Annotated in this window: 16 protein-coding genes; 7 read left to right on the top strand and 9 right to left on the bottom strand. The window is 70.7% G+C overall.

From position 1 onward, the window contains the following. Positions 1 to 23: 23 nt before the first annotated feature. Positions 24 to 920, bottom strand: a complete 897-nt coding sequence (locus tag BZY54_RS17815; protein WP_086726188.1) for an NYN domain-containing protein — start codon at positions 918 to 920, stop codon at positions 24 to 26. A gap of 207 nt (positions 921 to 1127) precedes the next feature. On the opposite strand from BZY54_RS17815, the gene BZY54_RS50900 reads away from it, so the two are divergent. Next, complete coding sequence (locus tag BZY54_RS50900; RefSeq protein WP_158103881.1) at positions 1128 to 1304, top strand: hypothetical protein; 177 nt, start codon at positions 1128 to 1130, stop codon at positions 1302 to 1304. Positions 1305 to 1424: 120 nt separating this feature from the next. Here the strand turns inward: BZY54_RS50900 and BZY54_RS17825 are convergent, their stop codons facing one another. From BZY54_RS17825 to BZY54_RS17835, 3 genes are all read right to left on the bottom strand, one after another. After that, positions 1425 to 2030 carry a MarC family protein gene (locus tag BZY54_RS17825; protein ID WP_086726190.1) on the bottom strand — a complete coding sequence of 202 codons (606 nt, stop codon included), beginning with the start codon at positions 2028 to 2030 and terminating at the stop codon, positions 1425 to 1427. A gap of 133 nt (positions 2031 to 2163) precedes the next feature. Beyond that, a complete protein-coding gene (locus BZY54_RS17830; RefSeq protein ID WP_086726191.1) occupies positions 2164 to 3021 on the bottom strand; it encodes a PHP domain-containing protein in 858 nt (285 codons plus the stop codon). A 140-nt stretch (positions 3022 to 3161) separates the two neighbouring features. Further along, positions 3162 to 3803, bottom strand: a complete 642-nt coding sequence (locus tag BZY54_RS17835; protein WP_086726192.1) for a DUF6758 family protein — start codon at positions 3801 to 3803, stop codon at positions 3162 to 3164. 198 nt (positions 3804 to 4001) lie between these two features. Here BZY54_RS17835 and BZY54_RS17840 point away from each other — a divergent pair, with 198 nt between their 5' ends. Beyond that, a complete protein-coding gene (locus BZY54_RS17840; protein ID WP_086726193.1) occupies positions 4002 to 5231 on the top strand; it encodes an MFS transporter in 1230 nt (409 codons plus the stop codon). Between the two features lie 31 nt (positions 5232 to 5262). Here the strand turns inward: BZY54_RS17840 and BZY54_RS17845 are convergent, their stop codons facing one another. Continuing rightward, positions 5263 to 5859: a suppressor of fused domain protein gene (locus BZY54_RS17845; RefSeq protein WP_086726194.1), complete on the bottom strand. Its 597-nt coding sequence runs from the start codon at positions 5857 to 5859 to the stop codon at positions 5263 to 5265. A 470-nt stretch (positions 5860 to 6329) separates the two neighbouring features. Here BZY54_RS17845 and BZY54_RS17850 point away from each other — a divergent pair, with 470 nt between their 5' ends. Together BZY54_RS17850 and BZY54_RS17855 are read left to right on the top strand one after the other, a co-directional pair. Then, on the top strand, positions 6330 to 7445 hold the full coding sequence (locus tag BZY54_RS17850) for a magnesium and cobalt transport protein CorA (protein WP_086726195.1): 1116 nt from the start codon (positions 6330 to 6332) through the stop codon (positions 7443 to 7445). Positions 7446 to 7522: 77 nt separating this feature from the next. Then, positions 7523 to 8041 (top strand): hypothetical protein, encoded by a 519-nt coding sequence (locus BZY54_RS17855; protein ID WP_086726196.1) that lies wholly within the window; start codon positions 7523 to 7525, stop codon positions 8039 to 8041. A gap of 46 nt (positions 8042 to 8087) precedes the next feature. Here the strand turns inward: BZY54_RS17855 and BZY54_RS17860 are convergent, their stop codons facing one another. After that, positions 8088 to 8858 carry a hypothetical protein gene (locus BZY54_RS17860; protein ID WP_208640687.1) on the bottom strand — a complete coding sequence of 257 codons (771 nt, stop codon included), beginning with the start codon at positions 8856 to 8858 and terminating at the stop codon, positions 8088 to 8090. 258 nt (positions 8859 to 9116) lie between these two features. Between BZY54_RS17860 and BZY54_RS17865 the strand changes: the two genes are divergently transcribed. From BZY54_RS17865 to BZY54_RS17875, 3 genes are read left to right on the top strand one after another with little or no spacing between them, the layout of a single operon-like run. Continuing rightward, positions 9117 to 10433 carry a magnesium transporter MgtE N-terminal domain-containing protein gene (locus tag BZY54_RS17865; RefSeq protein ID WP_086726197.1) on the top strand — a complete coding sequence of 439 codons (1317 nt, stop codon included), beginning with the start codon at positions 9117 to 9119 and terminating at the stop codon, positions 10431 to 10433. Beyond that, positions 10423 to 11019 (top strand): DUF1003 domain-containing protein, encoded by a 597-nt coding sequence (locus BZY54_RS17870; protein WP_086726198.1) that lies wholly within the window; start codon positions 10423 to 10425, stop codon positions 11017 to 11019. Before BZY54_RS17865 ends, BZY54_RS17870 begins: the two co-directional genes overlap by 11 nt. Before the next feature lie 43 nt (positions 11020 to 11062). Then, complete coding sequence (locus BZY54_RS17875; RefSeq protein ID WP_086726199.1) at positions 11063 to 12196, top strand: Mrp/NBP35 family ATP-binding protein; 1134 nt, start codon at positions 11063 to 11065, stop codon at positions 12194 to 12196. A gap of 97 nt (positions 12197 to 12293) precedes the next feature. On the opposite strand, the gene BZY54_RS17880 is transcribed toward BZY54_RS17875, so the two are convergent. From BZY54_RS17880 to BZY54_RS17890, 3 genes are all read right to left on the bottom strand, one after another. Then, positions 12294 to 12965 carry a hypothetical protein gene (locus tag BZY54_RS17880; protein WP_244217210.1) on the bottom strand — a complete coding sequence of 224 codons (672 nt, stop codon included), beginning with the start codon at positions 12963 to 12965 and terminating at the stop codon, positions 12294 to 12296. 278 nt (positions 12966 to 13243) lie between these two features. Then, positions 13244 to 13693 carry a sec-independent translocase gene (locus BZY54_RS17885; protein WP_086726201.1) on the bottom strand — a complete coding sequence of 150 codons (450 nt, stop codon included), beginning with the start codon at positions 13691 to 13693 and terminating at the stop codon, positions 13244 to 13246. 227 nt (positions 13694 to 13920) lie between these two features. Beyond that, on the bottom strand, positions 13921 to 14372 hold a 452-nt coding region (locus BZY54_RS17890), incomplete at its 5' end, for a S1C family serine protease (protein WP_143668070.1).

The raw sequence follows: 14372 nt of genomic DNA on the forward strand, positions 1-14372 counted from the left end.
GGGCGGGAGTTCGACGACAGGACCTAGTACTGCGCCTGCAGGTGCTCCCAGAAGCCGTCCCGCAGGGCGCGTCGCAGGTCGGCCTGGCCGCGCAGCGAGTACTGCAGCAGCCCCTCGGCCTCGACCAGCAGGTCCTGGTCGACCGAGCCGGGCAGGTAGGGGTGTCCGGGCAGGAGTTCCACCAGGGTGTCCCTGCCGCGGTCCGCAAGCCACTTGGCGGCGATCTGCGCGCCCACGAAGCGGACGTCCTCGCGAGTGGGCCGGGCGGCGCCCGCCGGGTCGTACGTCACCGCGGTACGCCGGGAGACGTACGGCTTGAAGAAGCCCAGGTCGAGCGTGCGCTGGCTGTCGACCTCCCACAGCAGCGGCTCGGCCTGGTTGCGGCCCTCGGGGGCCTCGATGCCCCACAGGTGGACCCGGGCGCCGTAGCCCTGGGCCGCCTCCACGGCCGGCACCAGGTCCTCGTCGCCGCCGAGCAGCGCGGCGTCGCTGATGGCGCGGTGCCGGGCCAGGGACTCCAGGTCCGACCGGATCAGCGAATCGACGCCCTTCTGCTGGTTGTTGGCGTTGAGGTTGCCCAGGCGGACCTTGACGTCGGGCAGTTCGGCGATGGACTGCTGCTCGGCGGTGTGGATGCGGCGGCGGGCGCCGTCGTACCAGTACACGCGCAGCAACCGGCTGTCGGCGAAGACCGTGCGGGCGCGGTCGATGAGCGCGTCGATCAGGCCCTCGGCGTCCAGGTCGAAGGAGCGGCGGTCCTCCGTCCCGGCGATCAGCCGGCCTGCGGCGGCGTAGAGGTAGCCGGCGTCGACGAAGATCGCATGGGTCGAGGGCGTCTTGGCCACCTCGGCGAGCATGCGCTCCAGGAGCTCGTTCGTGCGCTCGATGCGGGCGGCCAGCGCCGCGTGGTCCTCGTTCATCGCCTCCATTGTCCCGACGATCACGCTGCGAACACAACCGGTCCCGGTCGGTCGATCAGCAACGTCTTACCGGTCGGTAATTAGACGTTCGAAAAATTTATTTAGTCTAGGGAATGTTTGTAACACCTGAGCCGTTGAATACGAGTGGAACAGGGGGCCGCTACCGCCCCGTGAGCCACCCACTCACCAGTAATTCTCCGCAGGAGGATGACCAGACGAAGGGAGAAGCCCGTGCGCTTCGAGATCATGCGACTCGACGAGGTCAACGGCACCACCGTGGACAGCACCGTCGTGGACGCCGCCTCCGTCAACCGGATCGTTCAGCAGGCCGCCGCGATCGGTCAGCGGCTCTGGATCCGCCCGGCCGAGGCCTCGGCCTCGTAACGGCGACCGCTTTTTGATGCTTCGAGCCCCCGTACGGCACCGTGCCGTACGGGGGCTTCTTGCATGCCGCCCGGTCCCGAGGGCGAGACCCGGGCGCGCCCCCCCTGCCGGGGCGGAGCCTCAGGCGCCCCGGATCACCTGCATGACGCCGTTGATGATCTGCTGCACGGCGATCGCGGAGAGCATCATGCCCGCCAGCCGCGTCACCAGCACCACACCGCCGTCCTTGATGACCCGGATGATCAGCAGCGAGTAGCGCATGACCAGCCACAGCACCACGTGGATCGCGAGGATCGCCGACCACACCGATATCTGGGTGGACACGCTGTCGGCCTTCTGCACGGCGAGGATGACGGACACGATCGCGCCGGGACCAGCCAGCAGGGGCATGCCCAGCGGCACCAGCGCCACGTTGACGTCCTTGGTCTGCTTCGGCTCGTCCGTCTTCCCGGTGAGCAGGTCGAGCGCGATCAGCAGCAGGAGCAGCCCACCGGCGATCATCAGCGCCGGGACGGACACATGCAGGTAGTCGAGGATCTGGTGGCCGAGCACACCGAACACGGCGATGACCCCGCCGGCCACACAGACGGCCTGGAACGCCATCCGCTTCTGCACCTTGCCGGGACGGCCGGCGGTCAGCGCGAGGAAGATCGGGGTGATCCCGGGGGGATCCATGATGACGAAAAGGGTGAGGAAGAGGGAGCCGAAGACGGCAGCGTCGAACATGGGTGTGGAACAGCCTTGCGGAGAACGGAAGAAGGAAGACGGGCGCGCGAAGACGTGCGGATGCACGAAGGTGTGCGGGCGCACGACGCGCAGGGGGTAGGGCGTACGGGAGTGCGGGTGGCGCGGGGTCCGGTCAGGCTCCGCCGGCCCCCGGCACCGGGAACGCCCCGGTCGCCCGCCGCGTGATCTCCCCGTAGACCTCGGGGTCGGTGGTGAACTCGCCGAGCGAGACGGTCTTCCGGCTGCCGTGGTAGTCGCTCGAGCCGGTGACCAGCAGCCCGAGCTCCCGGGCCAGGCCGCGTAGCCGCGCCCTGGTGTCCGGGTCGTGGTCCATGTGGTCGACCTCGATGCCGTCGAGCCCCGCGGCGGCCATCTCGGCGATGGCGGACTCGGGAACCGTACGGCCCCGCTTGACCGCCGCCGGGTGGGCGAAGACGCAGACTCCGCCGGCGGCCTTGACCAGCCGGATCGCCTCGAAGGGGTCCGTCTCGTGCTTCGCGACGTAGGCCCGGCCGCCGTCGGCCAGCCACTGGTCGGTGAAGGCGTCGCTCACCGTCGGCACGACGCCGAGCTCGACGAGCGCGGAGGCGACGTGCGGCCGTCCGACCGAGCCGTTGCCCGCTATCCGCGCGACCTGCTCCCAGGTCACCGGCACGCCGAGCTCGTTCAGCCTGGCGATCATGCCCTTGGCCCGCGGCACGCGGTCGTCCCGGACCAGCTCCCGCTCGGCGAGCAGGGCGGGCTCCGCGGAGTCGAAGAGGTAGGCCAGCATGTGCATGCTGATGCCGTCGATACGGCAGGACAGCTCGGCGCCGGTGACCAGGGTGAGCCCCTCGGGCAGCGCGGCGATCGCCTCGGCGTGTCCGCGGGTGGTGTCGTGGTCGGTCAGCGCGACGACGTCCAGACCGGCCGCGGCGGCGTTCCGCACCAGCTCGGCCGGGGTGTCCGTGCCGTCGGACGCGGTGGAGTGGGTGTGCAGATCGATGCGCACGACACTGACTCCAGGCGGTGACGGGACGGAAGGGGACACCCAAGGATAACGGGAGCCGACGGGTGCCCTGTCACCCCCGAGGCACGGTCACGCCCCCTACACCCCGTCGGTAGGGCCCCCGCTCTCCCGGTACGGCACGCCTACGGGCGCAGCAGCCGCGGCGAGAGCGCTCCGCACGGCACCAGCTCGAGCTCGGCGCCCGCGTCCCGCAGGTCTGCCAGCACCAGCTCGTCGTACATCAGCAGCCCCGACTGCTCGGGCCACACCACCGCCCACAGCCACAGCCCGCGCGCCTCGCCCGCGAACACGGCACGGTCGACCGGGGCACCGGAGACGTGCCAGAGCGGGGTGGGACGGCCGCCGGCCAGCACCTTGGCGTCCGGCGGCTTCTCGACGTTCAGCGACGGGCCGGGGTCCGGGCCGTCGATGCCGGCGTAGTGCGCGCCGAGGCCGACGCCGAGTTCCTCCGCGACGAGGATCAGCTCCCCCATGCCGCCGAGCGGACCGGGTCCCGAGCAGGCCACGGCGGTGGCGCGGCCACCGCTGCGCTCGTCACCGGCGTAGGCCACTCCGGTGAACAGCCAGCCGACCGGCAGCGGCCACGGCATCCACACCGGCACCTGCGTACGGTGCACGACGACGCCGAGGGCTTCGACGCTGGGCGGGATCACGGGCTGCAGCGGATACACCGTCCCGTGCACCTCGCACTGCCAGGCGTCGCTGAAGAGTCCGGGAGCCCTGACCCGGCCACCGCACTTCGGGCAACTGGGTTCGCCCCTCATAGGGCCCCACGGTCCTACCCGGACCGCGCCGCGTCAAGGACGATCACCCGTCCGGAGGGAACACCTGACCGGACCGCACTAGATGCATATTGCATTAATTAGCAGACCTAACTTAGTATGTGCATAAGCCAACCATCTGCTCGGCCGACCGGGCGGACACTCACGCACGGCGATCTCACCGGGATTGGAGCATCACGCATGGGCGCGGACCCCTTCGATGCGGGAACGGGCAGCATCCTGCGGCAGCCGAAGGCAGTCTGGGCGACGGCCGGCGCGTCCGTCGTCGCCTTCATGGGCATCGGACTCGTCGACCCGATCCTCCCCTCCATCGCCAAGGGCCTGAACGCCACCGCCAGCCAGGTCTCCCTGCTGTTCACCTCGTACTTCCTGATCACCGCCGTCGCGATGCTGCTGACCGGCTTCGTCTCCAGCCGCATCGGCGGCCGCAAGACCCTGCTGCTCGGCCTCGCGTTCGTCGTGGTCTTCGCCGGCCTGGCCGGCACCTCCGGCTCGGTCGGCCAACTGGTCGGCTTCCGGGCCGGCTGGGGCCTGGGCAACGCGCTGTTCGTCTCCACCGCGCTCGCGGTGATCGTCGGCGCGGCGGCCGGGGGCAGCGCCGCCGCGATCCTGCTCTACGAGTCGGCGCTCGGCCTCGGCATGGCGTGCGGCCCGCTGCTCGGCGCGGTCCTCGGGAACGTCAGCTGGCGCTACCCGTTCTTCGGCACGGCCACGCTGATGGCGATCGGCTTTGTCTGCATCACGGCGTTCCTCAAGGAACAGCCCAAGCCGGCCCGCAGGACCACACTGCTGGACCCGATCAAGGCGCTCGGCCACGGCGGTCTCGCCTCGGCGGCGGTCTCGGCGTTCTTCTACAACTACACGTTCTTCACGGTGCTGGCCTTCACACCGTTCGTGCTGAACATGACGCCCTACAAGTCGGGCGCGGTGTTCTTCGCCTGGGGCCTGCTGCTCGCCGTCTTCTCGGTGATCGTGGCGCCGCGCATGCAGAAGCGGTTCGGCTCCCTGAAGGTGCTCGGCGGCTCGCTGGTGCTGCTCGCCGCCGACGTGGTCGTGCTCGGCTACGGCGACCACACCACCGCGATCGTCTGCACGATCCTGTCCGGCGCGTTCATCGGCGTGAACAACACCGTCTACACCGAGCTCGCCCTCGGCGTGTCGGACGCGCCGCGCCCGGTGGCGAGCGCGGGCTACAACTTCGTGCGCTGGTTCGCGGCCGCCGCCGCGCCCTACCTGGCGCCGAAGATCGAGGAGTGGACCGACCTGCACATCCCGTTCGTGGTCGCCGGTGCCACGGCGCTCGTGGGCGCGCTCGTGGTCCTGGTGCGCCGCCGGGCGCTCTCCCACGAGGCTGAGGAGCACCAGCCTCAGCACGCGACCGAGGACGGCGTCACGGTCTTCGCCAACTGACGCCCCCCGGCGATTGGTTGGGTGATATCGGTCACTCCAGCGGGACGGGCCCGCGGGCTGGGTCCCGCAGGTCCGTCCCGTTCGTCAGCCAGCGCTCCTGGAGGGCCTGCGCGCCGTGCACGCGCTTCCAGGCGGCCTCGTTCGGCGTCATCGGCAGCAACGGCAGGAACCGCACGGGGTCCAGCGGCTCGTCGAGCTCGAGGTCCTCCACCAGACCGCCCGGCTCGGCCACCAGGACCGAGGTGAAGGGCGCGCCGGGCCACAGCGGCTCCCCCACGTCGAGCGAGGCGCCCGGGGCCACGACCACACCCTCGACCTGCGGCGACGCGGCCAGCACGGCAAGCGGGCGGAGCACCTTGTCGGTGTCGGCGAGGCCGGCCCGGACCGACAGGACCAGTTCGGCGCGCGGCCCCTTGACGGGGTCGGCGAGCACCGCGGTGGGGTCCGTCATGGGGTGGGCGGACATGCCGAGAGTGGCGTAGCGGACGATGGCGCCCTCCCCGTCCTCGCCGGCGAAGCGCAGCACTTCGACGCGGTCCGTGCCGAGGAAGGTGACCGCCGCCCGGGCGTCCGGCTCGCCCAGCGCGGAACGCAACCGGGCCTCGACCAGAGGAAGAACATCAACCATGCGGCGAGCATAGAACTCGTCAGTAGCGGGCAAAGCAGCACCTTGACACGTCGGCCGACTGATACTCTTGCCCGGTGGTTCGGGGCAGCACGCAGAAGCGTCGCCATCAAGTCCCGACGCCGATGGAACTCCCTTACGAGGGACCGGCCGGAGGAGGTGGGGCTGTCATGGATCGAAGTCGACCGTGCAGTAGCACCCGCTCTTCCCGCCTCTGACGCAGCCCTACCGGTTGCGTCTGCTCGTACCTGGCTATCGCCTCCCGTATGCGCGCCTTCACGCGGAAGAGCACTTCGTCTCGCTTTGCCTGATCTGCGTCAGTAGCTGAATCAGCAATGAAGCCCGCCACCGCGACGGTGCGGTGCTCCCCGCTTTGTGGACGTGCGAAACATCCGCGCACCGGACGTCCTCATTCCGGGCAGTTCCGACCGCCCTCGGCGGCTCTTCGTTGCTCGTCGCGAAGGAGCCCCGCCATGTCCATGATCCGTGACCTGCGTGCCGTGGTCCGCCCGTCCCGTCCTGCGCCGCGCAAGGACACCGGCGCGTACGACGCCACCCGCGACCCGGCGACGCTGTCCGCCGTCGTGGACTGCGCCGTCTACCGCGACGGTGCCCGCGTCGAGACTTCGACGCCGCTCACCCCGCAGGAGGCGATGCGCCAGGTGCGGCGCGACGGCGGCTTCGTCTGGATCGGGCTGCACGAGCCGACCGAGGCCGAATTCTCCGGTATCGCCTCGGAGTTCGGGCTGCACCCGCTGGCCGTCGAGGACGCCGTCCAGGCGCACCAGCGGCCCAAGCTGGAGCGCTACGACGACTCCCTCTTCACCGTCTTCAAGACCATCCACTACGTCGACCACGACCAGCTCACCGCCAACAGCGAGGTCGTCGAGACCGGCGAGGTCATGTGCTTCACCGGGCGGGAGTTCTTCATCACCGTCCGGCACGGCGGCCAGGGCTCGCTGCGCGCGCTGCGGCACCGGCTGCAGGACGACCCGGAGCTGCTGGCCAAGGGGCCCTCCGCCGTGCTGCACGCCATCGCCGACCATGTCGTCGACGGCTACATCGCGGTCGCCTCCGCCCTTCAGGACGACGTCGACGACGTCGAGACGGAGGTGTTCTCACCGGGTCGGGGCCGGACTCCGCGCGGCACCGACGCCGGCCGGATCTACCAGCTCAAGCGCGAGGTCATGGAGTTCAAGCGGGCGGTGTCGCCGCTGCTGCGGCCCATGCAGCTGCTGAGCGAGCGGCCGATGCGGCTGATCGACCCGGACATCCAGAAGTACTTCCGGGACGTCGCCGACCACCTGGCCCGCGTCCAGGAGCAGGTCATCGGCTTCGACGAACTGCTCAACTCCATCCTCCAGGCCAACCTCGCCCAGGCGTCCGTGGCGCAGAACGAGGACATGCGCAAGATCACCGCATGGGCCGCGATCATCGCCGTGCCGACGATGGTGTGCGGGGTGTACGGCATGAACTTCAAGTACATGCCCGAGCTGCACTGGAAGTACGGCTACCCGGTGATCATGAGCATCACGGTCGCGATCTGCCTCGGCATCCACCGCACGCTGAAGCGGAACGGCTGGCTGTGAGCGCCCGTCCCGGTGCCGGGGGGCGTCCCGCCATCGGCCCTCGTGGGCACGGCATCGGTCCTCGTTAGGCTTCTGCCATGACAAGCGAGCTGCTCGACCAGGCCCTCGTCGAGGAGGCCACGAAGAAGTCCGGCCTCATCTGGGTCAAGGGCCCCGGCGTCCCGGCCCGTGCCCTGTGGCACGTCTGGCACGAGGGCGCGGCCTGTCTGGTCGGCGACGGCCCCGGTGAGCAGCCCCTGCCGCACCTGACCGACGGAGGCACCGCCGAGGTGACGGTGCGCAGCAAGGACAAGGGCGGCCGCCTGGTCACGTGGTCGGCGAAGGTCGTGGAGCTCGCACCCGAGTCGGAGGCGTGGCAGGCGGCGGTGGCCGAACTCAAGGGCAAGCGCCTGAACGCACCCGACGGCGAGGCCATGACCACGCGGTGGGCCCGCGAGTGCCGGGTCGTGCGCCTGGAACCGACCGGGACGACCGCGCCGCTGCCGGACGGCTCGCTGGCGACGGCACCGCTGCCGACCCCGGCGACGACCCGCCGGCCGATCCCGGCGGCACTGCCCCGGCTGCTGCTGAGGAAGCGGCGGCGGAAGCAGGCGTGAGCCGGCACAGGCGGCCGCCCCGGGGCGGCAAGGGACAAAAAGTGCCTCAGGATGCCGGCAGCTGCTTGCCGTAGTCGACCGTGTCGCTCTGGTCCGGTTCGGTCAGGGCGAAGTCCTTGCCCCACTCCGAGAAGGTGAGCGTTCCCGCGCCGCCCGCGCGCACCAGGCGCAGCGGGTAGGGCGTGCCCTCCAGGGACACGTCCAGAGTGCCGCCCGAGCCCTTGCCGCCGGTGACGCGGATGGTACGGACGCCGGACTGCTCGTGGTGGCCGTCCGCGGCCAGGGTGCCGTGCAACGTCAGCAGGCCGTCGAGGAGGACGTTCTTGTCCGTGAAGCCGCTGAACCGCTGGTACGCGGGGTCGCCCTGCGGCACCTTCACGTACTTGCCGTCGAGCTTGTCGGCGGCGCCCGTGTCCTTGCCGCTCCCGCCGCCCTTGGCGTCGCCGTCGGCGTGGCTCCAGAACTCGGCGTCGGCCTTCAGATACAGCTGCTTGCCGACCCGCAGCAGCCGGAAGGTCACGCCCTGCGAGGTGACCGAGCCGGAGCCGCCGTCGGGCTTCAGCCGCATGTCGAGCTGGTACGTACGGCCGTTGCTGACCACGTTCCCGGAGAGGTGGACGGTTCCGGCGGAGTCCGCCGCCGCCCGGGTTCTGGCCTGGATCCTGTCGGCCGGCAGTTTGCCGACGCCGTTGGTGCCCGCGTCCGGGTCCTTCCCGGCGCACCCCGTCAGCCCCGCTCCCGTGACGGCGACCAGAGCGCACAACGCGCTCGCCAGTGCGGCCCGGCGGGTACGGCGGCCCTGGGGAATCGCAGTCACAGGTGGCGCTGCCTTTCTGACGGGAGCGACTGGTGCGAGGCATGCGAGTGGCGCGACGGGTGGTACCCGAAGCGGCGTACCGCAGCGTACCGGTGCCGTGGGGACCCGGCGGAGCCAGTCCGTCCGGACTGCTCACCAGGGCGTATCCGAACGGGACGGGCTAGCCTGAAGCCCACCTGAGCGGGCAAGGGGGAAAAGACACCCACCACACCCGAGAGATGCCCCACACATCACAGAGCACGCAAAGGAGGCGCAGCCATGGCAGCGGGCGCGCCCCGGATCTTCGTCTCGCATCTGTCCGGCGTCGCCGTCTTCGATCCGGCGGGCGACCAGGTGGGGCGCGTGCGCGATCTGGTCGTCATGCTGCGCGTCGGCCGCCGGCCGCCCCGCCTGCTCGGGCTGGTCGTCGAACTCACCACCCGGCGCCGCATCTTCCTGCCCATGACCCGGGTGACGAGCATCGAGTCCGGCCAGGTCATCAGCACGGGCGTGCTGAACGTCCGGCGGTTCGAGCAGCGTCCCACCGAACGGCTCGTCTTCGGCGAACTGCTGGACCGGCGGGTGACGCTGGTGGAGACCGGCGAGGAGGTCACGGTCCTGGACCTGTCGGTGCAGCAGCTGCCCGCCCGCCGGGACTGGGAGGTGGACCGGGTATTCGTCCGCAAGGGCCGCAGGGCGGGCGCGTTCCGGCGCGGCAAGGGCGAGACGCTGACGGTCGAATGGTCGGCGGTCACCGGCTTCTCCCTGGAGGAGCACGGACAGGGTGCGGAGAACCTGCTCGCCACCTTCGAACAGCTGCGCCCCGCCGACCTCGCCAACGTGCTGCACCACCTCTCCTCCAAGCGGCGCGCCGAGGTCGCCGCCGCCCTGGACGACGACCGGCTCGCCGACGTCCTGGAGGAGCTCCCCGAGGACGACCAGATCGAGATCCTCGGCAAGCTGAAGGGCGAACGCGCGGCCGACGTCCTGGAGGCGATGGATCCGGACGACGCGGCCGACCTGCTCGGTGACCTGCCCAAGGAGGAGCAGGAGCGGCTGCTGGGCCTGATGCAGCCCGCCGACGCGGCCGACATGCGCCGGCTGATGTCGTACGAGGAGCACACGGCGGGCGGTCTGATGACCACCGAGCCGATCGTGCTGCGCCCGGACGCGACCGTCGCCGACGCCCTGGCCCGGGTCCGCAACCGCGACCTTTCCCCCGCGCTCGCCGCCCAGGTCTACGTCTGCCGTCCACCCGACGAGACCCCGACCGGCAAGTATCTGGGCACGGTCCACTTCCAGCGGCTGCTGCGGGACCCGCCCTACACCCTGGTCAGTTCGATCCTCGACGACGACCTGCAGCCGCTCGCCCCGGACGCCGCGCTGCCGCTGGTCGCCGGGTTCTTCGCCACCTACGACATGGTGGCGGCGCCCGTCGTCGACGAGGCCGGCTCGCTGCTGGGCGCGGTCACCGTGGACGACGTCCTGGACCACATGCTGCCGGAGGACTGGCGGGAGACGGAGTTCCACCTGAACGACGCGGAGGACGAGGGACCGGCCGGAGCGGGCAAGGGGGTGGCCACCCATGGCGGCTGAGCGCGACAGCGCCCGCGAGCGCCACCCCGCCGGGGCCACCGCCGCCGGCCGGCCTCGGGCGGGCCGGCTGGACCAGCCGCGCCCGCCCCGGCGCAAGCTGCTGCCGGAGTACGACCCCGAGGCCTTCGGGCGGGTGTCGGAGCGGATCGCCCGCTTCATCGGCACCGGGCGGTTCCTCGTCTGGATGACGGTGGTGATCCTGGTGTGGGTGGTGTGGAACATCGCAGCACCCCGCCACCTGCGCTTCGACGAGTACCCGTTCATCTTCCTGACGCTGGCGCTGTCCCTGCAGGCCTCCTACGCCGCTCCGCTGATCCTGCTGGCGCAGAACCGGCAGGACGACCGCGACCGGGTCAACCTGGAACAGGACCGCAAGCAGAACGAGCGGTCGATCGCCGACACCGAGTACCTGACCCGGGAGATCGCCGCGCTGCGCATGGGTCTGGGCGAGGTCGCGACCCGCGACTGGATCCGCTCCGAGCTGCAGGACATGATGAAGGAGCTGGAGGAGCGGCAGAACGGCCATCACGAACACGCCGTATTCCCGGCGGACCACCCGCGCGGACGTGACATGGACGACCGCTGACGGGGGTCCCTGGCTCGCCGCCGCGCGCCGTACCATCGTCCTTATGGCTACGGAAGACGCGGTGCGCGCAGCGCTGGCGACGGTTGACGACCCGGAGATCCACCGACCCATCACCGAACTCGGGATGGTCAAATCCGTGGAGATCGGCGCGGATGGAGCGGTCGCGGTCACCGTGTACCTGACGGTCTCCGGCTGCCCCATGCGCGAGACGATCACCCGGCGCGTGACGGACGCGGTCTCGCGCGTCGAGGGCGTCACCCGCGTCGACGTCTCGCTCGACGTCATGAGCGACGAGCAGCGCAAGGAGCTGGCGAACGCACTGCGCGGCGGCCAGGCCGAGCGCGAGGTCCCCTTCGCCAAGCCCGGCAACCTCACCCGGGTCTACGCGGTCGCCTCCGGCAAGGGCGGCGTCGGCAAGTCCTCCGTGACGGTGAACCTGGCGGCGGCGATGGCGGCCGACGGCCTGAAGGTGGGCGTGGTCGACGCCGACATCTACGGCCACAGCGTGCCGCGCATGCTCGGCGCGGACGGCCGCCCGACCCAGGTCGAGAACATGATCATGCCGCCGTCGGCGAACGGCGTGAAGGTCATCTCCATCGGCATGTTCACCCCGGGCAACGCGCCGGTCGTCTGGCGCGGCCCGATGCTGCACCGCGCGCTCCAGCAGTTCCTGGCGGACGTGTACTGGGGAGACCTGGACGTCCTGCTCCTGGACCTGCCGCCCGGCACCGGCGACATCGCGATCTCCGTGGCCCAGCTGGTCCCGAACGCCGAGATCCTGGTCGTGACGACCCCTCAGCAGGCCGCGGCCGAGGTCGCCGAGCGGGCGGGGTCCATCGCCGTGCAGACCCACCAGAAGATCGTCGGCGTGGTCGAGAACATGTCCGGCCTGCCCTGCCCGCACTGCGGCGAGATGGTCGACGTCTTCGGCACGGGCGGCGGCCAGGTGGTCGCCGACGGCCTGACCCGCACCACCGGCACGTCGGTCCCGGTGCTCGGCAGCATCCCGATCGACGTCCGCCTCCGCGAGGGCGGCGACGAGGGCAAGCCGGTCGTCCTGACGGACCCGGACTCCCCGGCCGGCTCGGCCCTGCGCGCGATCGCGGGCAAGCTGGGCGGCCGGCAGCGGGGCCTTTCGGGACTGTCGCTGGGCATCACGCCGAAGAACAAGTTCTAGGGCCGGGGCCCGGGCTCACGCGCTCGGCCCGAGGGCTCGGACTCTCATGACGAAGGGGGCGCCGTCCGCGCGGACGGCGCCCCCTTCGTCATGGGAGTCACGCGTACGCGGTGATGTCCTTGATCTTGGCGAAGCCGAGCCCGTACGCGCTCATGCCCCTGCCGTACGCCCCCACGTGCACCCCTTCCGGAGTCGAGCCGGCGAGCACCCAGCCGTACTCGGACTCGCGGTAGTGGAACGAGGACGGGACGCCGTCCACGGGCAGGGAGAGCGTCGACCAGTCGGGGCCGGTCAGATCGTCGGCGAGCACCCACGCCGTCTCTGTCTGCTGCTCCAGCCAGTCGTCGCGCAGGGCGTGGTCCATCTGCATGGGCCAGGTGAAGGACAGCAGCCCGACTCCGGCGAGCCAGGCCGCCGAGGAGACCGACGTGGCCTCCAACTGCCCCGTGCCGTCGGCGAGGCGTCGCACGGGGTTGGCTGCGACCGTGACGACGACCGTGAACCTCTCCTTGGGGTCGTCCGGGGACCCGGACACGAACTCGTTGCGCACGGTGGGCTCGTCGCCGTGCCCGATCGAACCGTGTTCGACGGAACCGTCGGCCGAGGTGCCGACCTGCATCAGCCAGCGCGGCCCCGTGAAGGCCTCGTCGAGGCCGTACCACGGGAAGGGCGCCAGCAGGTAGCCGTCGACCGTGCGCCGGGCGGAGGGAAGCTGCTGTCCGCCCTCCGCGGCCGGTGCCTGCGCGACCGCCCTACTTGTCGTCTCCATGTACCCGGACGCCTCCTCGCTCTCGTCGGACCGGAGCTGCCCGCCCCCCTTCGGGCGTACGCGTCCGGTCCGCACAACAACTCGGCAGCATATCGAGCCCGCCACGGGCAGCCGGGAAATCACCCGGCGCGTGGGTCGTGGGAGGGACGGGTTCAGGCCGCACGGAGCCAACGGACGGTGGCCCCGGCACGGCGGCCAGGCCCATGACCTGCGCGGCTTGGTCTAGCGGGGCCCTGCGGGGCCGGTGTGGCATCCGTGGGACCTGTGGCCCAGGTGAACTATGTGGCGTCCGCGTCGAAGGGCGGGCGGTCGTCGGGGCCGGAGTCCTCGGGCTTCTTGGTCATGTCGACCCGGCCGCCGGCCGAACCCGAGGAGGGGGTGGACGGCGAGGACGAGGAGTCGGACTCGTAGCTGTGCACCGCGTCCGTGACCTCGGCCATCTCCTTCTTCAGGTCGAAGCCGTTGCGGATCTCCTTCAGCCCCAGGTCGTCGTTCTCCAGCTGCTTGCGGATGAACGTCTTGGGGTTGAGGTCCTCGAACTCGAAGTCCTTGAACTCCGGGCCCAGCTCCTGGCGGATGTCCTGCTTGGCGCTCTCCGAGAACTCGCGGATCTTCCGGATCGTGCGCATGACGTCCTGGATGACCTTCGGGAGCTTGTCCGGACCGAACACGAGCACGGCCAGGACGATGATCGTCAGCAGCTCGAGCGGTCCTATGTCATTGAACACCTGAAGCTCCTTGCGATGTCCGTGTCCTCGGCCCTCGGGCGGTCCGGTCTGTACGGGTCCATCCGTGGTCCGGGCCGGGTCCACGGTACCCGCCCCATGTGCGCTCCGGGTACCGTCCAGAGGTGTCGGAGTGCGTGTGCACCACCAGTTTTCCGGCTTGTTTGCCTTGCGGCAGCCGTGTGTTGTCCCGTGTCGCGGCCGCGGCCGCCTTCCCTGTGAGGTTCACGTCAGTCACTGTTCGAGGACCCGAGCACGAGCGAGACCTTCCGCTGCGCTCCGCCGCGTTCGATGGTCAGCTCCAGTCGGTCGCCGGGACGGTGGGCGCGCGTCTTGACGATCAGCTCCTCACCCGAGTGGACACGCTGGCCGTCCACCGCGGTGATCACGTCTCCGGCCCTGATGCCGGCCTTTGCGCCGGGGCCGCCGGGGGTGACCGGGGAGCCGCCGTCGCGTCCCTTGGTGCCGACCCTGGCGCCGTCGCCGGTGTAGTTCATGTCGAGGGTCACCCCGATCACCGGATGGCTGGCCTTGCCCGTGTTGATCAGCTCCTCGGCTACGCGCCTGGCCTGGTTGACCGGGATGGCGAAGCCGAGCCCGATGGAACCGGCCTGGCCCGTCTGCGAGTCCGACCCGCTGTCGGCGGAACGGATGGCCGAGTTGATGCCGACGACCCGGCCCC

The organism is Streptomyces carpinensis (genome assembly GCF_002154505.1).
Lineage (GTDB): Bacteria > Actinomycetota > Actinomycetes > Streptomycetales > Streptomycetaceae > Streptomyces > Streptomyces carpinensis.